Origin of the sequence: Streptomyces sp. 35G-GA-8, assembly GCF_023534745.1 — a bacterium.
GTDB lineage: Bacteria > Actinomycetota > Actinomycetes > Streptomycetales > Streptomycetaceae > Streptomyces.
Genome location: NZ_JAMHJQ010000003.1, coordinates 45,893 through 69,193, shown reverse-complemented (window position 1 = coordinate 69,193; position 23,301 = coordinate 45,893). Strand labels below are relative to the sequence as shown.

Genomic DNA, 23,301 nt, shown 5'->3' with positions numbered 1-23,301 from the left:
AAGTGCGAGCCCCTTCGTTCGTATCGGACGGTGAGGCGGCTGTGGCCGCGGAGCCAGCGGAGTTCAACGGGTCGGCGCCGCCGTTGTCCTGAGCCTTGATTGACGCGGCCGACCTGGCGGCCTGCTCGACCTTGGCGCAGTAGGCCGCACGGGCTTCCTCGTCGATCCGCTTCTCGGCTTCGGCGCGCAACCCGGTCCGGCCGTCGAGGCCCTCGCGCAGGATATCGGCGTGCCCGGCATGCCGGATGGATTCGCCGAGGACATGGACCATGACGGCGAACAGGTTCGTGTTGAGATAGGGCTCCGGCCACCACGGCACGTGGCCGGGGGCGTCGAGGGGAAGCTCGTTGATCGTCGCGTCTGAGTGTTCCCACGTGCGCCGGTAGAATCCGATGATCTGATCGCTGGTCTCGTCCTCGGTCGCCCACAGATCGCTGCCGTCGGAGTCCTGCCACCGGGACAACGGTTCCGGGGAAGGGCGGTCGAAGACCTCGCCGAAGTATCTGGCCTCGACGGTGGCCACGTGTTTGACCAGGCCGAGGAGGTTGGTCCCGGTCGCTGTCAAAGGCCGGCGGGCGTCGTACTCGGACAAGCCGTCGAGTTTCCAGAGCAGCGCCTTGCGGTCCCGCCTCAGTCTCCCGTGCAGGTTGTCCTTCGCGAACTCATCGATCATGCGGCATGAGCCTGCCATGGGCCGCTCGCGGTCTCAAGATCCCGTACGTGGTCCGCAACGACTGGCAGAGCCGAGGCCTGGCCATGTCTTCCGCCGTGACCTGCCACAAGAAGCTCGCGAAACTCGCCACGTTCGACAATATCTAAGACGGCGCGGTCGAGTATTTCTATCGAGTTCACGGGTTCGCGGATAGCAAAACCTGCAAAGCGTGGCCCGCAACGAAGCGGACTTCCCGATCGGGGTCACTTTCATAGATTTCAGCCAATGGGATGGCGAACTCGCGCCATTGGGTGAGACTTCCGGCCTCCACCGCCCTCAGCCGCACCTCCCGATCTTCACTCCGAAGCCCCTCTGTGATCAGCTCCAGAGTCTCAACATCCGAATGATCTTCAGATGCCAGCGCAACACGAACCAATGCAATGGGGTCTCGATTCATGGACTGCCGGGCTTCAGATCTCAAATCTTCGATCGACTTTACACTCAACGCATCTGCCAACACCGAAACCTGATCGAGGATATCAATATCCTTCGCCGCCAACATGATATATCGCGTTCCAATATCGCGATCATCCGTTACAATGAGCTGCAGATTTCCACTCTCCGTGCTGTAACTATGCACCTCTTGATGCTCGCCGACCTGTTTGCTGTCCTGAAAACTCACGGATACCGAAGCATTCTCCTCCAGAGACGCCAAGGCGTCTTCCAGGATGTCGAAGAATTGATCATCACCAGGCCTGCTGTTCAGGACATAATAGCGGCTAAGCATCCAACATCCTAAGCTAGGATATTACTACTCGCGATCCGTTCTCTTACCCCCTTCGTCTATTGCCATATTCGGCGTATCGTAAACCTTGACTCTCGACTCGACCGGAGCCCGCAACCTCTGCCCCAAGGTGGGGTTTTTCTAGGTTTGGCCGTCATAGTGAGACATAAGTTCCATAAGCTCTTGTCGAAGTTGCTTGGAAGCAAGCTCTTTGTCGAGTGCGTCACGGCCCTGATCCAGACGGGTCGCGAGCCACTGCCTGATCGCACGCGCCAGGACATCCAGACGATATCCCGCAGGCGTGGCAATAACCGTTTTACTCTTGGCCGCCTCCAGTAACTGGCGAATAATCGTCCCCACCCTGCGCATGCGGATTCGGTCAGCAAGTTGGTGCTCATGTGGATAGCTAGATCCGAGCGGGACAAGATTCCCTTGATCATCCCTGCGCCGCTTGGGTTTCTTCGCAGTGAATGCGGCACCCACCGGAGCCATCGGCGCCATATTTCCACTCACCACTTGATCATGCGTAGCTACTCCAGTTGCCACGAGCGCAGATGAGAGGGCCGTTACTGTTCCCATTCCCGGATAACGGCCTGCTTCCACTGCGTGCCGGAGCAGGTTATGCATATGAAGCAGGTCGATATATTCGCGCTGATCTTGAACATTCCCTGATGTCATCTTCCGCCTCAAGGAGGCAGTGGCAGCCCTCGATCCCACAGTCAAGGCATGCTCGATATCTGCTGCGGCAAGACCAAACTCCGTTACGCCTCGCAGCACGAGGGCAGCCATCATCTCGGCTTTATACTTTCCCGGCTCGCGACGCTCTCGCCTCTTGGGAGTGTTGAGTTGAGGATTCCAGGGGGCCTGCACCTTGCCGATGCGCCGCACGCCATCTGGAGTGTGCTGCCAACTCTTCAGGGAATTCGAGGGGAGATAGAGGAAAACCCCGGGCTCCACTTCCTGCTGTGAGGCAGCTTGACGTACGTTCGCAAGAATTGCACGCTGCTGCGAACGAGTGAGACCGAGATCCAATGCATTGGCGGCGCCCGCCGCGAAGAGCCGCTCGGCTTCCGCAGCAAGGGGAAGCCTCAACTGGATCGAGCCGTCAGGAAGTAGAGTTCCCGCTGGCTCTCGGTTGAACCTTTCTTCTATTTCTCGAAATATTGGCAACAGAAGGTCCGCCAACTCGGCGTCGGATACTCTCCTCCCCTTCGGATCGTCCAAAGTAATGGACGGGTTGATCTTCGCTACGAAACTTCCGCCACTCTCCAATGAGAGAGAAGAGAGGCGATAGCGTGCTTTCCAGAGCGCGAGCTTGACGCGAAGCCTGGAAGGGCTCACACCGCTCTCAAGCGCCTTGGCGATACGCGGTTTCAGGGCAGCCACCGCCCGCTCCAGACGCCGCTGCTTGGCATCCCGAGTGCCGCCTGCAGGCTCTGGAGAATTCCTATTCTCAGCGGAGCTCTTATTTCCTCCCACATCTCCAGCTGAAGGTTTTCGATTACTCAACTTCGCGTCGCGTCGGCGAATTCTATTCCAGATCCCCCTGCCGGCCTTGGCGATTTTGTCGACTATTTTGTCGATGGCCCGGTTCACCGGGCGGGAGACCTTTTGGAAGGCTTGTCTGACCCTGTTGGCCAGGCCGCCGATTCCCAGGAGTGAGGCGAGGAGGCCGATGAGGAGGGGGATGCTGGCCGCCAGGGCGGTTTCCACTGTTTTGGGGACGGCGGCCGCGGCTCCGTTGGCTATGGCCACCACCGCGTCCAGCACCGAATTGACGAACTCGACTATCTGGGCGCCCTGGGTCACGATGAATGTGACGATGTCGATGATCCCCTTGACCGCCCTTATGAATGCCGAGGCGGGGTTGAGGAGGGAGAGAATCCAGGTGATGCCCGCCATCAGAACGGTCGGGATCAGATAGGACTTGAGGTCGTCCAGGATGGTCGACTTGAGATCGCCCGTCTCCGCGGTGATCTCCTGGGCTGCGCCGGCCGGGCCTTCTCGGGCCAGGGACTGGGCTACCGGGACGGATTGTTCGGCCTTGGTCATCGCTTCGTCGGGGACGCCCTTGCGGGTGACGCGGGCTCGGATGTTGTCCCAGGTCAGGCCCAGTAGTGAGGCGATGAGCTGGATGATGCCCTTGAGGTCGAAGCGGGCGGGGATTTCGAGGCCCGTGCTGACCGCCGTGCCCAGGAGCCAGGAGACCAGGCCCTTCTGAAGATGGGTGGCGATGTTTCCGATGAAGAGATTCAGGCCCGAACCGACCGCGGAGACCAGGTTCCTGAGGAAGCCGATCGGGTCCTTGATGATCTTGCCGATGGCGCCGGCGGCCTTGGCGAGGATGCCCATCAGGAGGTTCTTCAGCTCCATGATGGTCTGAATGACGCCTGCCACGGCGTCCACGACCTTCGCTATCAGGCCCTTGTTCTCTTCTTCTAGTTTCTTGATCTCCTCGTCCACCGAGTTGAGAGCCTCGGTGTACTTCTGGGCCAGGTCCTGGACCAGTTGGGTGGACTTGTCGTTGACCTCGGATTCCAGGTCGTCGAACTTGCCGGCGAAGTCCGCCGCCGCCTCTTCGCCGAACTGCTTGAGATCCGCGGGGAGTTGCTCGACCTCCGCCTTCAACTCCGCTCGACCCGTGGCGATACGCGCCTTGGCCCGGCCCAGCTCGGTGCCGATGGTGTCGGCGATGGACGAGATGACGGCCTGCATCTTGGTGACATAGAGCTCCCGGGACTTCTTGAAAATGTCCAGGCCCTCTTGCGGCAGTCCTTTGAACTTGTCCCTGATCCAGCGGCCCTTGCCCGTGAAGCCCGAGTAGCGCTTGTCCTTGTACTGCTTCATGCGGCGCTTGTGGTCGGCGGTGAAGGCGTCGCGGGCCCGTTTCTCGCCCTCGGTGAACTGTTTGTCGACCTTCCCGTCCAGGTCGCCGAGGATCTTCTCGACGTCCTTCTGCGTGGCGTCGAAGACCTTCTGGAGCTTGGCGGTGACCTGCTCGCGCTTCTTCTCGTCCGCCGATTTCGTCTCGCCCTTGCCGCCGTCGACCGCCTTGCCCGCGGCGGCGCGGTCGGCGGTCATCGCGGTCATGGCCGCCGCGCCGGACGCGGCGGCGCCGGCCTGCGCCGCCGACAGCTGCTCGGCCTCGGCCGCGCGGCCCTTGGCGGGGACGCTCGCGGTGTGCTGCTCGCCCTTCTTCTTCTCCGACAGCGCCGCGTCGAACTGCGGCTCATTGCCCTTGGCCAGCTGCTCCTCGGTGACCTCGGCGTCCGCCATCTGCTGGTCGACCCGCTGGTTGCCCTCGGAGAAGTCCAGCACCTTGTCCGGCTGTTTGGCCGGCACCGCGTCCGCCGCGCTGGGCGCGCCCGGGTTGCCCGGAGGCTGGTCCGGGCCCATCGGGGTGACCTGCTTCTCCTTGGCCTGAGAGGTGTCCGGGGCGGCCGCCGTCGCGCTCTCGATGTCCTCGGCCGACGACTCCTTGCCGTCCTTGACCTTGCCGTCGACCGAGTCCTTGATGGTGTCGGCCTTACCGGAGTCGGCGAATCCGTCGGCCTCGTCGAGGTTCTTCGGCGCCTGGGCGGCGATCGCCTCGTTGACCGCGCCGACGAACGCGTTCTTGTCGAACTCGCCCGGTTTGGCCTCGTTCATCTTCTCGGCGTTGGCCGCCTTGCCCTGCGCCTGCTTGTCGTCCGGCGGGGCGACGGCCGCGTCCTGCGCCGACTTCGATTCCCTCGCCGCCGTCTTGTGCTGCTTGATCCGCTGCTTCTTCGCGGCCACGTCCTGCTGGACCTTGCGGAAGCCGGGCGCCTGTGCCGGCGGGGGCTTCACCACCTCCGCGTACCGTTGCGCGACGAGCCGCGACACCGCCGCGTTGCCCGCCCTCCCCTGGAGTCTCTGGAGGCTTCGGGCGTTCAGGCGTGGGCCGGGGACAGCTGCCGTCGATACGTCAGGTGAGGGGGCCGTCTCCCTCGCGGGGGCCGAGGACCGGGGCGCGTCCGCGCGTACGGCAGCCGCCGAGCTCTTCTCCGGAGCGGCCTTCACCGCCGCTCCCGGTCACGGGTCCCCGACATATCAGCCAGGGTGTGCGCGCGTACGGTACGCCCGGCAGCGTAGGCGGACAGCGTCGAGGGCAGGATGCGTTGCCCGATCATCTGTCCCGGCGACTCTGCCTTTTCGGGCAGTCGCCTCGGTACGACGCGGCGGCCGAATGCCCGTTCCGGATGATCTCGCCCACGGCGAGAATCGCCCACGTTCCCTGATCAACCATGTTCCCTGATCAACCACGTTCCCGGTCAAGGAGAGTCGCATGCCGTCGTATCTGTCCCCGGGCGTGTATGTCGAAGAGGTCCAGTCCGGCTCACGGCCCATCGAGGGCGTGGGTACATCCGTCGCCGCCTTTGTCGGCTTCGCCCAGCGGGGGCCGTTCAACGAACCGACCCTGATCACCAACTGGTCGCAGTTCGTCGGCCGGTTCGGCGAATTCGTCGAAGGCACCTATCTCGCCTCGGCCGTCTACGGCTTCTTCGCCAATGGCGGCGGGACCTGTTACGTGATTCGCATCGGTGGCGGCGAGGCGGACAGCGGTCCGGCCGGGGAACTCGCTTCCGGCGCGGAGGCGCGCCTCGGGCCGTACACCGTACGGGCGTTGCCCGGTGTGACCGGTGAGATCACCGTGACCGTGGCCGACCCCGAGGGCGAGGATCCGCCGCAGGACGTGTTCAGTCTGGTGGTGGCCAAGGACGGCAAGGTCGTGGAGACCTACCCGGCGGTGTCGTCGAAGCGCAGCAAGGACAATGTCGCCTCCCAGGTGAAGGCCCGGTCCGAGCTGATCGAGGTACGCGAGCCGGGGCGCGGGCCCGCGCCGGGCAGACCCGAGGCGGGGACGGTGATACTCCGGCCCGCGGACGACGCGGGGCCCGCGACCGGGCCGTTGTCCGCGGACGAGTACGTGGGAGACCCGGACCAGCGCACGGGCCTCGGCGGGCTGGAGGCCATCGACGAGGTCACCATGGTCGCCGTACCGGACCTCATGAGCGCCTTCGAGCGCGGAGTGCTGGACCGGGAGTCGGTGATCTCGGTGCAGCAGGCCCTGATCAGCCACTGCGAGCTGATGGGTGACCGTATCGCGATCCTGGACGCGCCCCCCGCCCTGAGCCCACAGCAGATCAAGGGCTGGCGCACGGAGACAACAGGCTTCGATTCCAGGTTCGCGACGCTCTACTATCCGTGGATCAAGGTGTTCGACCCGGCGACCGGCCGCAATACCTTCGTGCCGCCGAGCGGGCATATCGCCGGCGTATGGGCCCGGAGCGATGCCTCACGCGGGGTGCACAAGGCCCCGGCGAACGAGGTCGTACGCGGAGCGGTCTCCTTGCAGACGCAGTTGACCAAGGGCGAACACGATCTGCTCAATCCGATCGGCCTGAACTGCATCCGTGCCTTTCCCGGTCGCGGTATCCGCGTCTGGGGCGCGCGGACGCTGGCGTCGGACCACCACTGGCGTTATCTGAATGTGCGCCGACTCTTCAATTACCTGGAGGAGTCGATTCTGACCGGCACACAATGGGTGGTGTTCGAGCCGAACGATGACGCGCTGTGGGCCCGTATCCGCCGTACGGTATCGGCGTTCCTGGTCAATGAATGGCGCAGGGGCGCGCTGTTCGGGCTGACGCCCGAGGAGGCTTTCTACGTCAAGTGCGACCGCGAGACGAACCCGCCCGAGAGCATCGACGCGGGGCAGGTCATCTGCGAGATCGGGGTGGCACCGGTGAAGCCCGCGGAGTTCGTGGTGTTCCGGCTGTCCCAGCTGACCGGCGGAACCGGCGCCGTCGAGGAGTGACCTTCGCCGATCGGCCCTCACCAAGCGACGATCGAGGATCGAAGATCGAAGATCGACGAACTGACCATTAGCACAGAGGAGGCTGGTAGTGCCACTTCCCGATCTCGACAGTTCCGTCGGGCATTCCTTCGGTCTGGAATTCGACAGCGTCGTCATCAAACAGATCACCGAGGTGACGGGTCTGAAGATGGAGCAGGATGTCATCGAGCTGAAGCAGAACACCGCCGACGGCAAATACGCCATCAAAAAGCTCCCGGGACGCCCCAAAGCGGGTGAGGTCACCGTCAGCCGTGGACTCACCGAGGACAACAGTTTCGAGCAGTGGGTCAAGGACTCGCGGTTCGGCCGGATGTCGGACGCACGGCGCAACGGGGCGATCATCGTCTACGACTACGAGGGCATCGCGATCAAGCGCTACAAGCTGATCAACGCCTGGCCGAAGTCCCTGGAGATCGGCACGCTGAAGGCGGGCGACACCTCCGTGCTCACGGAGAAGCTGGCGATCACCTACGAAAGCATGGAAGTCGACTGATGCGGCGGGTGCTGTCCGCCTCCGCGCGCGGTGGGACGAGCGACGAGGAACGTACGCCCGCCCTGGAATCGCGGGACTCGCGGGAGTCCAGGGAGTCCAGGGAGTCCAGGGAGACGCTACGGACCGAGTTCCCGTTCGAGCTGCCGCGCGGGTACGTGGACGACGACGGCACCGTCCACCGCAGCGGCGTGATGCGGCTGGCCACCGCCCGCGACGAGTTGATCCCGCTCCGGGACGACCGCGTACGGGAGAACGCCGCCTATCTGTCGGTGGTCCTGATCGCCCGCGTGGTCAGCCGGATCGGCACGGTCGACGACATCCATCCGGGCGTCATCGAGGACCTGTTCGCCTCGGACCTCGCCTTCCTCCAGGACTTCTACCGCAGGATCAACGCCGAGGGGCACACCCGCGCCGCCGTGACCTGCCCGTCCTGCCAGGAGAACTTCGCCGTGGACCTCGCCGGAGGTGGTCGCCCGGGGGAATCGTGACGTACGCGGCCGACCTGCTGTACGAGGAGGTCGCGTACCTCGCCTATCACTTCCACTGGCCACGCGACGAACTGCTCGATCTGGAGCATTCCGAGCGGCGCCGGTATATCGCACAGATCGCCCGGCTCACCGGCCAGGAGTAGGCCACGAGTAGGCCAGGAGTAGGCCAGGAGCAACGGAAAGCGTCCAGCGGGACCGGAAACGCGAGGGAGGGAGGAGACACCATGGGACTGCTGTCCTGGCTGCGCGGAGACCGGACCGCGGCGGACCCCGGTAAGACCGCGGCAGACACCGGTAGGACCTCGGCGGACGCCGGCGCAACCGCCAGGACAGGCCGCCCGGCGGGAGGCTGGCGCGAACTCCCGCCCGTGCAGCGTACGTTGACGACGCCCGGCCTGATCACGGACCCGGCCGGTTTCCGTGGCTCGCTCGGCACCTGGCAGGACGCCTCGCTCAGTACGCCGCTGGGCCATCTGGTCAGTCCACAGGCACCCTCGGGGCTGGTGCACGGGCTCGTCGCCTCCACCGGACCGACGACGGCAACGGTGAGCCGACGGGCCGAGAGCGAGCGGATTCGGGGGACGGAAGGCAATGCGGTCGCCAACCGGCCGGGGGCGACGGGGCGCGTACAAGTACAGCCTCGGGCGGTTCCGCTGCAACGGAGCTACTCCCCGGGGGAGATGGTCACCGCCGGTACCTCGCCCGCAGAACTCCCCGTACGTCAACTGGTGGGTGAGCGCCCCCTGGAACCGGCACCCACTGTCCCCACCGTCGGTACGTCACCAACTCCCCCCGCTCCTGCACCCGTTCAGCGGTCGCACGCCGCGCCCCTCCCCGTCCCGCCGGAAACGCCGAGGCCACCGTCCCGGCCGCGCATGCCCGGCCTCGGGGCGCCACTGGCCGGTCTGCCCCCCACAGCGCAACGGGCGATCGCGGCTCGCACCTCCGGGCCGGTAACCGAACCGGCCACACCGGCCACACCGGCCACACCACCCGCGTCTGCGCCGGATACGGGTGAGCCGATCGGGCCGCTGCTCGGCGAAGCCCCACCCCTCACACCGCAACACACGCCGTACGCACCGGAGTCCGGGACGGAACAACCACCCGCCGCGTCACCGACAGCCCCCGCACCCGACCCGACCCCCGTCCCTGGCCCCGCCCCCGTCCCGATCCAGCGCTTGAGCGGTCCCGCACTCCCCCGGCCGACAGAACCGGCGTCCGGTCCGGTGGCTCCGCTCCTCGCGCAGCGGGCGGTCCCCCTCTTCGCCACCGGGCCGGACGCCCCCGCACCCACCGGCACCGGCACCGCCCCGGAGCCGCCGGCCGTGCCGGTCCGGTGGGAACCCCCGGGGCCCACGAGGACGCCATCGGTCCAACAATCCTCCTCGGCAGCTCCGTTGACCGTGGCCCGAGCAACCGCACCCCGAGCAACGGCGGCCCGAGCAGCCATGGCCGGAGAGGCAATGGTCGGAAGGGCAATGGCCGAAGCAACGCCCCGAGACACAGCGACAACCAACCCCGGGCGCCCCGCCCCCACCTTCCAGGACGCCGGTTCCGCGGCCGTCGCCGCGGGGGTGGCCCAGCGGATGGCCGACGGCAGCGTCGTCTTCAGCGGTACGCGCGGTGCGCGCGGTACGCGCGTGATCCAGCGTGCGACCGCCACCAGCGAGCCCCCGGCCCCCGCGCCGGAACCGGATCTTCCGCCGATCACCGTCCCGGACCCGGAACCGAGCGCCGACGCCCCCACGTTCCCGGACGCCACCGCCCCGGAAGTGCCCGGAGACCCCGAGTCCGCCCCACCCGGCTCCCCGGCCGCCCAAGGCGCGCGCACAGACGCGGGAACGGGCACAGGCACAGGCACAGGCACGGGCACAGGCACGGGCACAGGCACAGGCACAGCCACCCCGCCCGTCACCGATGAACTCGTACGAGCGCTGTACGCGCCCCTGAGCAGACTCCTCAAGGCGGACCTGCGCCTGGAGCGCGAACGCGCCGGATTCCTGATCAACACCAGGCATTGAATCAACACCAGGCATTGACCTGATCAACACCAGCATGGAGAGGTACATGCCATGGCCCCGACCGACAACGACGATCCGGCCGTCAGCGTCTGCTTCGTCGTCACCATCGACGGCATCGAACTCGGCTCGTTCAACACCTGCGACGGTCTCGGCTGCGAAGTGGTGCTCGAAGCACGCGAGGAGGGCGGCAACAACGGCCACGTCTGGCAGTTGCCCACCCGCCTCAAGTACTCGAACGTCAAGCTGTCCCGCCCGCTGACCCGGGAGACGGAGAAGGTCGCCAAGTGGTTCGCCAGCATGACGACCGGTTTCAGCCGTAAGACCGCGCATATCGAGGCCAGGACGGGCGACGGCCGCAAGGTCGCCCAGTGGGGGCTGCTGGAGGTCGTACCGGTGCGCTGGACCGGCCCCTCCTTCACCCCCGAGTCCCCCAAGGTCGCGATCGAGACGATCGAGATCGCCCACCACGGCTATGTGATGGAGGGCTGAGCGCGATGAGCGGGCCCATCGCCTTCAGTGCCGCCGGCAGCTCGGGTACGGCCGCCTCCCGGGCGCCCGGCTCGGCGAGGCCCAAGCTGGAGCACGCCTATCTGGAGCTGCGTACGCCGCCGCCCGGCGGCAGTCTGACCCCTGGCGGGCCGTGCGGCCGTATCGAGTTCCAGTTCAATCCCAAGGAGTTGAGCCTGACGAAGGCGGCGTCCTGGAAGCGCACCCCCGCCAAGGGCGCGAAGAGCTCGGGGCCGCCGGAGTACCAGGGGCCGCAGCCGAGCAAGCTGACGGTGGAGATGTTCTTCGACGCCAGCGACACCCAGGACAGCAGCGTCGTGACATCCGTGGAGAAGCTCTTCGCCTGCTGTGTGCCGACCGACGAGACCCGTCAGCAGCAGCGCTCCTCGCCGCCGTGGGTGGTGTTCCACTGGGGCGGGCTCACGGGCTTTCCCGGCTATGTGAGCCAAGTGCAGGCGAAGTACACGCTCTTCACGACCTCCGGTGTACCCATCAGGGCGCTCTGCCAGGTGACGATGGAGGAGATCAGCGGAGAGACACCGGGACAGAACCCGACCTCGGGTGCGCTGGCGGCGCGGCGCGTGCACCGGGTACGCGCCGGGGATTCGCTGCCGGGTCTCGCCCATCGCGAGTACGGGGATCCCGGGGCCTGGCGGGTCATCGCCGATGCGAACGGGATCGACGACCCGATGCGGCTGACCAGCGGCCAGGAGCTGCTGCTGCCCGCACTCGACGAGCTGGACCGGCTGCGCGAATCCGAGCGCGCGCGGGAACAGCCGAGGCAGGGGTGAGGGCGGATGGCCCAGCAGGGTGTCGCCAAGGCGCTGGTGATCGAGTTCGGTGGCAGTCCGCTGCCACCGGCCCTCGCCAACACACTGGTCGAGGGGTATGTGGACGACAGCCGGACGCTGCCGGACCTCTTCGTGCTTCGGTTCCGCGATCCCGGCCGGGTGCTGCTGGAACAGACGGGCCTCAAGATCGGCGGTGAGGCCCGGTTGCTGGCGCACGCGGGCGGGGGCCCCTCCGCGACGCCTCTGCTGACCGGTGTGGTGACGGCCCTGGAGGTCGAGATCGATGACACCGGCACGTTCACGGTGGTGCGCGGGCTCGACGAGTCGCACCGGCTGTTCCGGGGCCGCCGCGTCGCCGGGTATCAGAACATGACGCTCGCCGACATCTGCGCGCAGGTGGCACAGCGGGCCGGGCTGCGCCCCGGGACGGTCGATGTCGCCGGGCCGGTGCTGGAGCATGTGGCCCAGCCCAACATCAGCGACTGGGAGTTCGTGCGCGGGCTCGCGGAGGAGGCCGGCGCCCAGGCCTATGTCACGGACGGCCGGCTGCATATCACCAGGCCTGCCGAGGCCGGTGGTGCCCCGGACAGCTCCGCGCGGGCCGAACAGAACCCGCTGGTACTGGAGATGGGGAGCAATCTGATCCGCTGCCGGGCCGGGGTGTCGTCGGCCGAGCAGGTCTCCGAGGTGGAGGTGCGCGGCTGGGACGTGGCGGCCAAACAGCCGCTGGTGGGCCGGGCACCGGCGGGGAGTGCGTCGACGCTGGCTCTCGGGGTGACGGCGGCCGAGGTGTCGGCGCCCTTCGGCGAGGCCAGTTTCGTCGTCACGGACGCCTCGTACGGGACGCAGGCGCAGGTGGATCAGGCGGCGAAGGCGCTGGCGGAGCGGATCGCCGGATCCTTCGCCGAGCTGGAGGCGGTGATCCGGGGCAATCCGCGGGTGCGGGCGGGCAGCGCCGTGGCGCTCAATGCCGTGGGCGCGCCGTTCGAGGGACGCTATACGGTCACCTCCTCGCGGCATGTCTTCGACCCCGTGCGCGGCTACGAGACGTGGATCACCGTCTCGGGGCAGCAGGAGCGCTCGCTGTTCGGTCTGACCGGCGGCGGCGCGGGCTCGGGCGGTGGTGGCGCCGGTGCGGGTGCGGGCGGGCGCTGCTCGGGGCTGGTCAATGGAACGGTGACGGACACTCAGGACCCGCAGGCGATGGGGCGGGTGAAGGTCCGCTTCCCGTGGCTGTCGGACGAGTACGCGAGCGACTGGGCGCGTACGGCGCAGTCCGGTGGTACGGGCGGCGGCGAGGCGTTCATCCCCGAGGTGGGGGACGAGGTACTGGTCGGGTTCGAGCAGGGCCATCTGGACCGGCCGTATGTACTGGCCGGTCTCTACAACGGTCAGGACAAGCCCTCCCAGGGCAGCGGCGGAACCGACGGTGGAAGCGGTGGCGGGGGCGGAAGCGGTGGCGGTGGCGGTGGCGGGGGAGGCATCGGCGGCTCAGGAGGCGGCGAGCTGATCGACCCCACCAGTGGCGCGGTCAACCGGCGCGCCTTCGCCTCCAAGGGCGGCAATCAACTGGAGCTGCTGGACGCCGCGAACGGCCCGCAGGGCGTACGACTGGTCACCGGGGACGGCAAGTTGAGGATCGATCTCGACCGCAGGGGCACCACCATCGTCGTCAACAGCGACGGCAGTGTGGAGATAGAGGCCCGGCAACAGGTCTCGATCAAGGCGGGCAGCGGCGTGGCACTGGACGCCGGGCAGGGCGCGCTGGAACTCACCGGTGATTCGGTGAAGTTGACGGCCCGCACAGGCGTTCAGGTGGACGGCGGGACCGGCCGGCTCCGGCTGGCCACCGGCGGCACGGTCGATGTGACGGGCAGTCAGGTCGCGATCGACGGGACCTCGCGGACCGAGATCAAGGGCGGCAGCACCTGCTCCATCAACGCCCCACTGGTCAAGCTCAACTAGCGGACGAGCCGAGCCACCCAGCAGACGAGCCGAGAGGAGCACACGGAGATGTCGGCAGCCGCACGCGTCGGCGACCCCACCGGCCACCCCGGTACGGTCGGCCCGCCGGGCGTACCGTCGGTGCTGATCGGCGGCCGGCCCGCCGCCACCGTCGGCACCCCGCACCAGTGCGCCGTTCCGCCTCCCGCCGTACATCCGCCGTCCGCGATCGCCGGCCCCGGCAGCTCCACCGTACTGATCGGCGGGAGACCGGCCGCCCGGGTCGGTGACCGGGCGGGCTGCGGCTCACCCGTCGTGACCGGCTGCCCGACCGTGCTGATCGGGGGCTGAACGCCATGGGAGAGCAGTTCATCGGCGCGGGCTGGGCCTTCCCGCCGCGTACGGACGCCACCGGCTCCATCGCGCTCGTGAGCGGCGAACGCGCGCTGGAGGAATCGATCCGGCTGATCCTCGCGACCTCGCCCGGCGAGCGCCCGATGCGGCCGGAGTTCGGCTGCGCCGTCAACGACTACGTGTTCGCCCCGGCGGACGCGGGTACGGCGGGGCAACTCGCGTACGAGGTGCGTCTCGCGCTGGAGCGGTGGGAGCCCCGTATCGAGGTGGCGGAGGTGACGGTCCGGTTCGACGAGGCGGACAGCGGAGTCCTCTATATCGACATCGGCTATACGGTGCGCGGCTCCAACGACCCCCGGAATCTCGTATTCCCGTTCTATGTGATCCCGCAGCACGAGGAGGACGGCGCGTGACGCTTCCCAGCCCCGATCTGGACGACCGCCGTTTCCAGGGCCTGGTGGACGAGGCCAAGCGGCTGGTGCAGCAGCGCTGTCCCGAGTGGACCGACCACAATGTCTCCGACCCCGGCGTGACCCTGATCGAGGCCTTCGCCACCATGGTCGACCAGCTCGTCTACCGGCTGAACCGCGTGCCGGAGAAGAACTATCTGACCTTTCTCGATCTCATCGGGGTACGGCTCTATCCGCCGACGGCGGCCCGTACCGACGTGACGTTCCGGCTCTCGGCGCCACAGCCCGAGCCGGTACGGGTCAGGGCGGGCACCGAGGTCGCCACGGTCCGCACCGAGACCGAGGAAGCGGTGGTCTTCACCACGAGCCGGCCGCTGTCCATCGTTCCCTGCGCGTTCGCGTATCTGGCCACCCGATCGGCGGACGGCGAAGCGGTGGAGCGGTCCGAGGAGCTGGCGCTCGGCCGCGAAGTGCCCTGCTTCGGCCGTACCCCCACCCCCGGAGACGCGCTCTATGTGGGCCTCTCCGCCGCGGTGCCCGCGGGGGTGGTCGTGCTGCGTCTCGACTGCCGCGTCGAGGGCGTGGGCGTCGACCCGCGGCGCGCGCCGCTGCGCTGGGAGGCATGGGACGGCACGGAGTGGCGGGCCTGCGAGATCGAGAAGGACGATACCGGCGGCTTCAACAAGTCGGGCGAGCTGATCCTGCATCTGCCGCGCACCCACGCCGCCTCGGCGGTCGTACGGCGTACCGCGGGCTGGCTGCGCTGCCGGCTGCTGGAGTCCGAGCCGGGCCAGCCCAGCTATGTGGCGCCGCCGACCGTCCGGCGGATCACGGCCTTCACGATCGGGGCGACGGTCGAGGCCGCGCACGCCGAGACGGTACGTGACGAGGTGCTCGGTGCCGCGGAGGGTGTTCCCGGACAGAGTTTCCTGCTCGCGAGACCGCCCGTCGTACCGGGGGACTTCGTCGTCGAGGTGGCGGATCCGGACGAGGGGTCCGGCTGGGCCGACTGGACCCGGGTCGACGACTTCGCCCACTCGGGACCCGACGACCGGCACATCACGCTGGACCCCAACTCCGGCCGGGTGGACTTCGGTCCTGCCGTACGGGAACAGGACGGCGGCCTGCGGTATTACGGCGCGGTTCCCCGCAAGGGCAGCGCGGTACGGGTGCGCGGCTACCGCACGGGCGGGGGCAGACGGGGCAATGTCGCCCGGGGCGCGCTGCGCGTCCTGCGCGGCTCCCTGCCGTTCGTGGCGCGGGTGGAGAACCGGCGCCCCGCGCTGGGCGGGGTCGACGGCGAGACGGTGGAGAGCGCTCGGGTGCGCGGGCCGATGACGCTGCGGACACTGCACCGCGCCGTCGTGCCGCACGACTACGAACTGCTGGCCCGCGAGGTGGCCCCGGACGCGGCGCGGGTGTACTGCGTACCGGCGGGCCGGGACGCGGAAGCGGGCGGGGTACGGCTGCTGGTCGTACCGGCCGGGCGCAGCGACGAACAGGGCCGGATCAGCTTCGACGAGCTGATCCCGCCGCCGGACACGATGGCGCAGATCAGCGGGCATCTGGACGAGCGGCGTCCCATCGGGGCCCGGCTGATGGTGGAGCCGCCCTTCTACCAGGGGGTCACCGTCGTCGCTTCGGTGCAGGCACGCAGGGGCGCCGTGCCCGAGCGGCTGCGCGAGGCCGCGCTCACCGCGCTCTACGGCTACTTCAACCCGCTGACCGGCGGCCCTGACGGACAGGGCTGGCCGTTCGGGCGGCCCATTCAGTCCGGTGAGGCGTTCGCGGTGCTCCAGCGGGTGCCGGAGGTGGATCTGGTGGAGGACGTACGGCTCTTCCCCGCGGACCCGATGACCGGGCGGCGCGGGGAGGCGACGACGAGGATCACGCTCGACCGGCACGCGCTGGCCTTCTCGTACGAACACCAGCTGCGGATACGGGAGGTGTGAGCGATGCGCGGAACCGTCGCCGGACTGCCCTCGCCGCATCCGCTGGTCGAGCTGCTGCCCGCGCTCTATCTGGAGCAGGACTTCCTGGGGCGCTTCCTCGCCGCGCTGGACGATGTGCTCGCCCCGATCCAGCTGACTCTCGACAATCTGCCCGCGCATCTGGATCCGCGCAGCGCGCCCGAGGACTTCCTCGACTGGGTGGCGCAGTGGGTCGCCGCCGAGCCGCACGGCGACGCGCCGGTGGGCGAGCGGCGGACGGCGGTGACGGAGGCGGTGGCCCGGCACAGCCGCCGGGGGACGCGCGGCGGCCTGGCGGAGGCGATCCGGCGGCGCACCGGTGTGGAACCGGAGATCACCGAGAGCGGCGGCGCGGGCTGGTCGCCGACCCCCCACACGGCACTGCCGGGCGAGGAGCGCCCCTGGGTGGCCGTACGGCTACGGGTGCCCGAGCCGGACGCGGTGGACCGGGTCGGTCTGGAGGAGCTGATCGAGGGGGAGATCCCCGCGCACATCGGGTACGAGGTGGAGATCCTGCCGTCGGCAGAGCCCTCGTCCGAGCCCCCGTCCGAGTCCTCGTCCGGGGAGCGGCCATGACCTGCCCCGAGTGCGGGCACCGCAACGCGCCGGGCACTGCGTTCTGCGCGTCCTGCGAGACGTTCCTGGAGTGGGGCGATCCGGAGCGGTCCGGTGGTGGGACCGGTACGGGGAGCGGTGCCGGGGATTCCGGATCGTCGCGGCGAACGCCCCTGCCGGCACCCGCGCCGCCGCCAACGCCCCCGCCCATGTCTGCGCCCACGCCCATCCCCACGCCGGCCACACCGTCCGTCCCCGCGCCCGCCGACCCTCCGGCCCCGGAACCCGTACGAGAGCCTGCGCCGGAAACCTCCCCGGCACCTGTGCCGGGACCCGTGCCGGAACCTGTACGGGAGCCCGCCCCGGAACCCGTCGCCGCGGGCCCCCGTCGCCCCGGCGACCGGCTGGACTCCCCCGTACCCGGCCCCGGCGAGGAGCCCGACGAGCCGGCCGGCCGGCCGGACCCCGACGCCGTACCGCGCCCCCACCACGGACCCGCCGTCCGCTGCCCCAACTGCCGTACGGAGAACGCTCCCGACCGCACCCTCTGTCTGCGCTGCGGTCTGCTCCTGGATCCGGGACCACCGCCCGAACCGCCGCTGCCGTGGTGGCGCCGGCTCCTGAGCCGCCGTCGGCGCGCCCTGCCGACGGCGGGCACGCGTCCCAGGCGTCGTCTGTGGCGGCGACCGAGCCTGGCCATTCCGCTCACCCTCGTCCTCTTGGCAGCCGCCGTCTGGTTCGCACGTCCCCATCTCTCCGACGCGTTCGACTTCACGAAGGACAGCACCGGTACCCCCGAGGAGCTGCGACCGATCCGTGTCCGTGGCTCCAGCGCGCTGTCGGACCATCCGCCCCGGGACGCGTTCGACACGTACACCAATCGCTTCTGGGTCCCCGCCGAGGCCGGGCCCGGGCTCGGTGAGTATCTGGAGGCCGACTTCGAGGAGCCGGTACGGATGCTCAAGCTGGTCGTCTTCGCGGGCCGGTCGGCCAAGGCGGACGAGTTCCTGGCGCAGGCGCGACCCGCCGCGCTGACGGTGACACTGCGTTCGGCGTCCGACGAGGTCACCGAGAAGAGGATCACGCTCAAGGACCAGCCCGGCCAGCAGACCTTCGACGTACGCGCCTCGGATGTCGTCCGGGTGCGGCTCGCGATCGACGATGTCCATGGCAACGGTCCCGGCCGCCGACCCGCCGTGGCCGAGATCGAGTTCTTCGGACGGCGCTGAATGGGCCACGCTGGTGTCCAGAAGTCGATCCGACCACCCTTGGCCCTTGGCCTGGGGCTGCCGCTGACGGAGACTGAACCGATGACACAGCGTGTGGATCTCGCGACCGTGATGAACCGTCTGGCGATCGATGAGGTGATCACCGACTACGCCGTGACCATGGACGACGCCGACTGGCCGGGGTTCCGTGCCCTGTTCACCCCGGACGGCCGCGCCGACTACACCGCGGCGGGCGGCATCGAGGGGTCCGCCGCCGAGGTCGCCGACTGGCTGGCCGGCACGCTGCGGCCGTTCACCGTCCGTCAGCATCTGATCGTCAACCGGCGGCTGCGCATCCAGGACCTCGGGGGCTATCCGGGCGACCGCGCGGAGCTGCGGGCCGACTATCTCTGCCCGCTGCGGCACACGTCGGGCGAGGACCTGGTGAGCGGTGGCGGGTTCACGTTCGGGCTGCTGCGCGGTGAGGAGGGCTGGCGGCTGCGCACGGTGGTCGCCCATGAGAAGTGGCGCCGCGCCGCCGCGTCCGCCACATCCGCGGCCCCTGTCGCCCCCGTCGATCCCATCGTTCCCGCCGTCGACGGCTGACCTGCGGGGTACGCGCCGGACGCGGCTGCTCCGTATCCGCTTCAGTTCCCTCGATCGGGGGAAGGGAGTGCTGAACGAACGGGACTTCGGACCTCCTCGTCGAGGAGGCGGACCCCGAAAGCGCGGCCCGGAAAGCGCGGTCCCGAAAGCGCGGTCCGGAAGGCACGGCGGAGGAGGCGCGGAATGCGAACGGCATCGCCGTGGTGGCGCGGCGCGTCCGCCCTGGCCGCCGGCGCGCTCCCGGCCCTCGCCTTCCCCTCGCCGTCCCTGTGGTGGCTGGCGTATGTGGCGCTGGTGCCCTGGATGCTGCTCATACGGTCCGCGCCCACGGGCCGACGCGCGGCGCTGGACGGCTGGCTGGGCGGGCTCGGCTTCATCGTCGCCGTGCACCACTGGCTGATACCGAGCCTTCATGTGTTCATCGTGGTGCTCGCGGCGCTGCTGGGTCTGCTGTGGGCGCCGTGGGGGTGGCTGGTACGCGCCGTGCTCGGCGGGGCGCCCTCCACGGGCCGCGCCGCCGTCGCCCTGGCCGTGCTCCCCTCGGGCTGGCTGATGGTCGAACTGATCAGGTCCTGGGAGGGACTTGGCGGCCCATGGGGTCTGCTCGGCGCCAGCCAGTGGGAGGTCTCGCCCGCGCTGCGGCTGGCGTCGGTGGGCGGGGTGTGGCTGGTGAGTCTGCTGGTGGTCGCGGTGAACACCGCGCTGACCCTGCTGGTCTCGGTGCCCCGGGCGCGCGCGGCGGCGGCCCTCGGCATCGTGATGTGCGCCATCACGGTGGGATCGGTGGGGTGGTGGGCACCGGAGCCCGAGCGGTCGGGCCTGGCGCGGATCGCGGTCGTCCAGCCGGGCGTGGTCTCCGGCACGGGTGCGGTGGAACGGCGCTTCGCGCGCGGCGAGGAGCTGACCCGGGCGCTGGCCGGACAGGATCTCGATCTGGTGGTGTGGGGCGAGAGCAGCGTCGGCGCGGATCTGGCGGCGCGCCCCGATCTCGCGGCGCGGATCGCCGTACTGTCCCGCACAGTGGGCGCGGAGATCCTGGTCAATGTCGACGCGCGCAGTACGGACCCGACGGGCCGGGCGGGCATATTCAAGCGCGGTGTCCTGGTGGGGCCGAACGGTCCGACAGGCGATGTGTACGACAAGATGCGGCTGGTGCCCTTCGGCGAGTACATACCGGCCCGTGCCGCGCTCGGCTGGGTGACCTCGGTGGGCAAGGCGGCCGGTGAGGACCGTATTCGCGGCACCCGCCAGTCGGTGATGGTGCTGCCGGGAGAGGGCAGGGGCGGGCTCCGGTTCGGTCCGCTGATCTGCTTCGAGTCGGCGTTCCCCGATATGAGCAGACAGTTGGTCAGGGACGGCGCGCAGGTGCTGGTGGCGCAGTCCTCGACCTCGTCGTTCCAGGGCAGTTGGGCGCCGGAGCAGCATGCCTCACTGGCGGCGCTGCGGGCGGCGGAGAACGGCAGGGCGATGGTGCACGCCACGCTGACAGGCGTCAGCGCGGTGTTCGGTCCCGGGGGCGAACGGGTGGGCGGCGCGATCGGTGTCGACCGTTCGGCCGCCGCCGTCTTCGATCTGCCGCTGGCCGGGGGCACCACCCTCTACACGCGGTTCGGCGACTGGGCGGTCCATGGCGCGCTGGTGGTTCTGGCGGCGTTCTTCGCGGTGGAGGGCGCCCGCTCGCTCAGGCGGCGGACTGGTCCAGCGCCTCTCGTACCACCCGCTCGCACAGCTCATGAGTCAGCAGCGCATCCCGCGCGCTGAGCGTCTTTCCGGCCCGTACGGTGTCGAGGAACGCCAGTACGCACTGCTCGATTCCGCGCTGGCGGGCCACCGGGACCCAGTCGCCGCGCCGCCGGACACTCGGCTGCCCCTTGTGGTCGATGATCGTCGCGAGATCGTGGACGGCACGCTTGGTGTCCTGTCCCGACACTTCGAGGATCTCCTCGGTGGAGCCGCTCAGCCGGTTCATCACACCGATCGCGGTGAAGCCGTCGCCGGAGAGCTGGAGGACGACATGGTGCAGCAGTCCCTGCCGGATCCGCGCCCGTACGTCGGTGTGTTCGACCGGCCCGGGGAGCAGGAAGCGCAGCGTGTCCACGACATGGATGAAGTCGTCGAGGACGAAGGTGCGCGGGTCCTCGGGGAGACCCACCCGGTTCTTCTGGAGGATGATCAGTTCGCGCGGATGCTCCAGGCACTGCGCGTACCCGGGCGCGAACCGCCGGTTGAAGCCGACGGCGAGGCTCACGCCGCGCTCCTCCGCGAGGCGCACGATCCGCTCGGAGTCGGCGAGTTCGTAGGCGATCGGCTTGTCGACATAGGTCGGTACGCCCGCCTCCAGGAGCCGGGTCACGATCTCGGCGTGCACGGCGGTCGGGGCGTGCACGAACGCGGCGTCGAGGCCCTGGGCGAGCAGTGAGCCGAGATCCGTGTGACACCGCTCCGCCGGGATGTGGTGGACCTCGGCGGTACGCGCCAGGGTGGCGGGGGTGCGGGTCCCCAGATGCAGCTCGACCCCGGGCAGTGTGGTGAGCACCGGCAGATACGCCTTCCGCGCGATGTCGCCGAGCCCGATGCAGCCGACCTTCACAAGGGCCTCCCCAGCCTGTTCTTACGCGCCGTCCCGGAAGCATACGTGCGCCCCGGGGGCCGCCAGTCGGCGATCCCGGCGAAGCCGCGCAGAACAAGTCCTGGCCCGAGGCGGGACACGGCGACGATCAGCGCGTCGCGCAGGGCGACGGCGACCGGGCCGCGGACGGCGGTCATCCGGCCCGTTCTGGTGGCCTGGCGGACGATGGCGGTCGTACGCGGCAGCCGGTCGGCCGAGTAGGAGGCGAGCCCGGCGGCCGGGTCGTGTGCCAGGGGTCCGGCCGCGAACCCGGCGGCCGGGTCGGGTGTCGCGAGTCCCCCGGCAGGCCGGGCGCCGGGCCCGAGGTCGCCGTCCACTCCGACATGGTGCGCGAGGACGATGGCGTCCTCGATGGCCTGGTTGGCGCCCTGCCCCAGCGTGGGTTGCATCGCGTGCGCGGCGTCACCGAGCAGGGCCACCCGGCCCCGGTGGTACGCGGGCAGCGGTACGGCCATCTCGTGGACGTCGCTCCGCAGCACCTGCCCGGGGTCGGCGGCCTCGATGATCCCCGGTACGGGGTCGTGCCAGTCGCCGAAGAGCCGGCGCAGCTCCGCCCGCTCGTCGTCGGGCGCGTGGGCGCCCTCGGGGGCCGTGGCCATGGCATACGCGTACACGCGGCCGTCCTTGAGCGGCTGGGTGCCCCACAACCGCCCCCGTCCCCAGGTCTCGTGCGGCGCGAACGGCCGCTCCGGGGCCGGGACGATCACGCGCCAGGTGGTCGATCCGGTGTAGCGGGGGCCCGGATGGTCCGGGAACAGCGTCCGGCGTACGGCGGAGCGGATGCCGTCTGCGGCCACGACGAGTTCGGCCTCCAGCTCGCCGTCCTGGGTGCTGACGACGGCCGGACCTCGCTCGCCGCCCGGATCCACGAGCGCGGCGGCCGTACCAGTGCGCACCACGCCTTCGGGCAGGGCGGAGGCCAGGAGGGAGACGAGGGTGGCCCGATGGACCAGAACGAGGGGGCCGCCGAAGCGGTCGGCGGCGGCCTCACTGCTCGTACGGGAGAGCCAGCGACCGCCGGGGGCGCGCAGCCCGCCGTCGCCCTGCCAGGCGGAGAGGGCACGGATCCGGTCGCCGAGCCCGATGACATCCAGGGCGCGCTGCGCGTTCGGCGCGAGGGCGAGGCCGGCGCCGACCGGGGTCAGCTCCGGCGCGCGCTCCAGCACGGTGACCGCCCATCCTCGCTGCCGCAGGGCCACGGCCGCGCTCAGTCCGCCGATCCCACCGCCGATGACAAGGGCGCGGGGCTGGTCCATGACGTCTCACTCTCCTCGGATCACTCACGGCGCGGCGGACCGCGCCGCCAACTACAGCTGTAGTAAGCCCTTCGCCCTCACCGTACTACAGGTGTAGTAGGCGGGATAGATTGGTGCCATGGCCGCACGCACCACCGGGTCCTCCCGCGCCGAACTGATCGCCGACACCGCACTCGCCCTGCTCGCCGAGCGCGGTATGCGCGGGCTGACCCACCGGGCCGTGGACGAACTGGCCGGGCTCCCACAGGGCTCCACCTCCAACCACGCGCGCACCCGGCAGGCGCTGCTGGAGGCGGCGGTCCAGCGGCAGGCGGAGCGCGAGGCGCGGGTGCTCACCCCGGACGAGATGCCCGTCGGTACGGGCGGCCGGGGCGCACCCGTCGACGCGCTCGCGCTCGCGCTGCACCGCTATCTGACCGGCCACCCCGAACTGCTCGTCTCCCGCTACGAGCTGGCGCTGGAGGCCACCCGCCGACCGGAGCTGCGGGCCTACTACGACGAGACGGGACGGCGGTTCCGCGAGCCACTGGTCGCGATGATGACGGCGGCGGGCTCCGCCGCCCCCGAGCGGCACGCGCTGTCGCTGGTGGCCTGGTGCGAGGGGCTGATGTTCTCCTGCGCGGCGGGTTCGTACCACGACGCCGTACCCTCCCTGGACGCGCTGCGCCTGGGGTTCGCCGAACTGCTGCGCGGAATGCTCGGGACCCCAGACGGGCCGGACGGGCCGGACGGGCCCTAAAGCATTCGCCACCTGG

General features: G+C 69.4%; 21 protein-coding genes and 1 pseudogene. 17 read left to right on the top strand and 5 right to left on the bottom strand.

What is annotated here, in order from left to right; translation table 11 throughout:
* Window positions 1–91 precede the first annotated feature (91 nt).
* Window positions 92–673: pseudogene (locus M1203_RS06795) on the bottom strand (DinB family protein); the annotation flags it as partial.
* Window positions 674–678: 5 nt separating this feature from the next.
* Between M1203_RS06795 and M1203_RS06790 the strand changes: the two are divergent.
* Window positions 679–819 (top strand): hypothetical protein, encoded by a 141-nt coding sequence (locus M1203_RS06790; protein ID WP_249948605.1) that lies wholly within the window; start codon window positions 679–681, stop codon window positions 817–819.
* Between the two features lie 29 nt (window positions 820–848).
* Here the strand turns inward: M1203_RS06790 and M1203_RS06785 are convergent, their stop codons facing one another.
* Window positions 849–1,439 (bottom strand): HEAT repeat domain-containing protein, encoded by a 591-nt coding sequence (locus M1203_RS06785; protein WP_249948604.1) that lies wholly within the window; start codon window positions 1,437–1,439, stop codon window positions 849–851.
* A 138-nt stretch (window positions 1,440–1,577) separates the two neighbouring features.
* A complete protein-coding gene (locus tag M1203_RS06780) occupies window positions 1,578–5,267 on the bottom strand; it encodes a hypothetical protein (protein WP_249948603.1) in 3,690 nt (1,229 codons plus the stop codon).
* Between the two features lie 475 nt (window positions 5,268–5,742).
* Here M1203_RS06780 and M1203_RS06775 point away from each other — a divergent pair, with 475 nt between their 5' ends.
* The 15 genes from M1203_RS06775 (at window position 5,743) to lnt (ending at window position 20,422) form a co-directional block, all read left to right on the top strand.
* Window positions 5,743–7,275: a phage tail sheath subtilisin-like domain-containing protein gene (locus M1203_RS06775; RefSeq protein ID WP_249948602.1), complete on the top strand. Its 1,533-nt coding sequence runs from the start codon at window positions 5,743–5,745 to the stop codon at window positions 7,273–7,275.
* Window positions 7,276–7,363: 88 nt separating this feature from the next.
* Window positions 7,364–7,807, top strand: coding sequence for a phage tail protein (locus tag M1203_RS06770; protein ID WP_249948601.1), 444 nt, complete (start codon window positions 7,364–7,366; stop codon window positions 7,805–7,807).
* Window positions 7,807–8,295, top strand: a complete 489-nt coding sequence (locus M1203_RS06765) for a hypothetical protein (protein ID WP_249948600.1) — start codon at window positions 7,807–7,809, stop codon at window positions 8,293–8,295. The genes M1203_RS06770 and M1203_RS06765 overlap by 1 nt, the downstream gene beginning before the upstream one ends.
* Window positions 8,292–8,438, top strand: coding sequence for a DUF6760 family protein (locus M1203_RS06760; protein ID WP_249948599.1), 147 nt, complete (start codon window positions 8,292–8,294; stop codon window positions 8,436–8,438). Before M1203_RS06765 ends, M1203_RS06760 begins: the two co-directional genes overlap by 4 nt.
* A 1,335-nt stretch (window positions 8,439–9,773) precedes the next feature.
* Entirely contained in the window at window positions 9,774–10,316 is a 543-nt protein-coding gene (locus tag M1203_RS06755; RefSeq protein WP_249948598.1) for a hypothetical protein, read from the top strand.
* Window positions 10,317–10,367: 51 nt separating this feature from the next.
* The gene (locus M1203_RS06750; RefSeq protein ID WP_030353089.1) at window positions 10,368–10,805 is read left to right on the top strand and encodes a phage tail protein; all 438 of its coding nucleotides are present in this window, start codon (window positions 10,368–10,370) and stop codon (window positions 10,803–10,805) included.
* Between the two features lie 5 nt (window positions 10,806–10,810).
* Window positions 10,811–11,614: a LysM peptidoglycan-binding domain-containing protein gene (locus tag M1203_RS06745; protein ID WP_249948597.1), complete on the top strand. Its 804-nt coding sequence runs from the start codon at window positions 10,811–10,813 to the stop codon at window positions 11,612–11,614.
* A gap of 6 nt (window positions 11,615–11,620) precedes the next feature.
* On the top strand, window positions 11,621–13,579 hold the full coding sequence (locus tag M1203_RS06740; RefSeq protein ID WP_249948596.1) for a VgrG-related protein: 1,959 nt from the start codon (window positions 11,621–11,623) through the stop codon (window positions 13,577–13,579).
* Window positions 13,580–13,627: 48 nt separating this feature from the next.
* A complete protein-coding gene (locus M1203_RS06735; RefSeq protein ID WP_249948595.1) occupies window positions 13,628–13,909 on the top strand; it encodes a PAAR domain-containing protein in 282 nt (93 codons plus the stop codon).
* A 5-nt stretch (window positions 13,910–13,914) separates the two neighbouring features.
* Window positions 13,915–14,325 carry a GPW/gp25 family protein gene (locus M1203_RS06730; protein WP_249948594.1) on the top strand — a complete coding sequence of 137 codons (411 nt, stop codon included), beginning with the start codon at window positions 13,915–13,917 and terminating at the stop codon, window positions 14,323–14,325.
* Window positions 14,322–16,274, top strand: a complete 1,953-nt coding sequence (locus tag M1203_RS06725; RefSeq protein WP_249948593.1) for a putative baseplate assembly protein — start codon at window positions 14,322–14,324, stop codon at window positions 16,272–16,274. Before M1203_RS06730 ends, M1203_RS06725 begins: the two co-directional genes overlap by 4 nt.
* A 3-nt stretch (window positions 16,275–16,277) precedes the next feature.
* The gene (locus M1203_RS06720) at window positions 16,278–16,868 is read left to right on the top strand and encodes a phage tail protein (RefSeq protein ID WP_249948592.1); all 591 of its coding nucleotides are present in this window, start codon (window positions 16,278–16,280) and stop codon (window positions 16,866–16,868) included.
* A 314-nt stretch (window positions 16,869–17,182) separates the two neighbouring features.
* Entirely contained in the window at window positions 17,183–18,076 is an 894-nt protein-coding gene (locus tag M1203_RS06710) for a hypothetical protein (protein ID WP_249949089.1), read from the top strand.
* 81 nt (window positions 18,077–18,157) lie between these two features.
* Window positions 18,158–18,661, top strand: a complete 504-nt coding sequence (locus tag M1203_RS06705) for a nuclear transport factor 2 family protein (protein ID WP_249948591.1) — start codon at window positions 18,158–18,160, stop codon at window positions 18,659–18,661.
* A gap of 183 nt (window positions 18,662–18,844) precedes the next feature.
* A complete protein-coding gene (gene lnt / locus M1203_RS06700) occupies window positions 18,845–20,422 on the top strand; it encodes an apolipoprotein N-acyltransferase (protein WP_249948590.1) in 1,578 nt (525 codons plus the stop codon).
* Here lnt and M1203_RS06695 read toward each other — a convergent pair.
* Together M1203_RS06695 and M1203_RS06690 are read right to left on the bottom strand one after the other, a co-directional pair.
* Window positions 20,343–21,251, bottom strand: a complete 909-nt coding sequence (locus tag M1203_RS06695; protein WP_249948589.1) for a Gfo/Idh/MocA family protein — start codon at window positions 21,249–21,251, stop codon at window positions 20,343–20,345. The two genes, lnt and M1203_RS06695, sit on opposite strands and share 80 nt — an antisense overlap.
* Complete coding sequence (locus tag M1203_RS06690) at window positions 21,248–22,546, bottom strand: FAD-dependent oxidoreductase (protein WP_249948588.1); 1,299 nt, start codon at window positions 22,544–22,546, stop codon at window positions 21,248–21,250. Before M1203_RS06690 ends, M1203_RS06695 begins: the two co-directional genes overlap by 4 nt.
* Before the next feature lie 118 nt (window positions 22,547–22,664).
* Between M1203_RS06690 and M1203_RS06685 the strand changes: the two genes are divergently transcribed.
* Entirely contained in the window at window positions 22,665–23,285 is a 621-nt protein-coding gene (locus M1203_RS06685; protein ID WP_249948587.1) for a TetR/AcrR family transcriptional regulator, read from the top strand.
* Window positions 23,286–23,301: the final 16 nt, after the last annotated feature.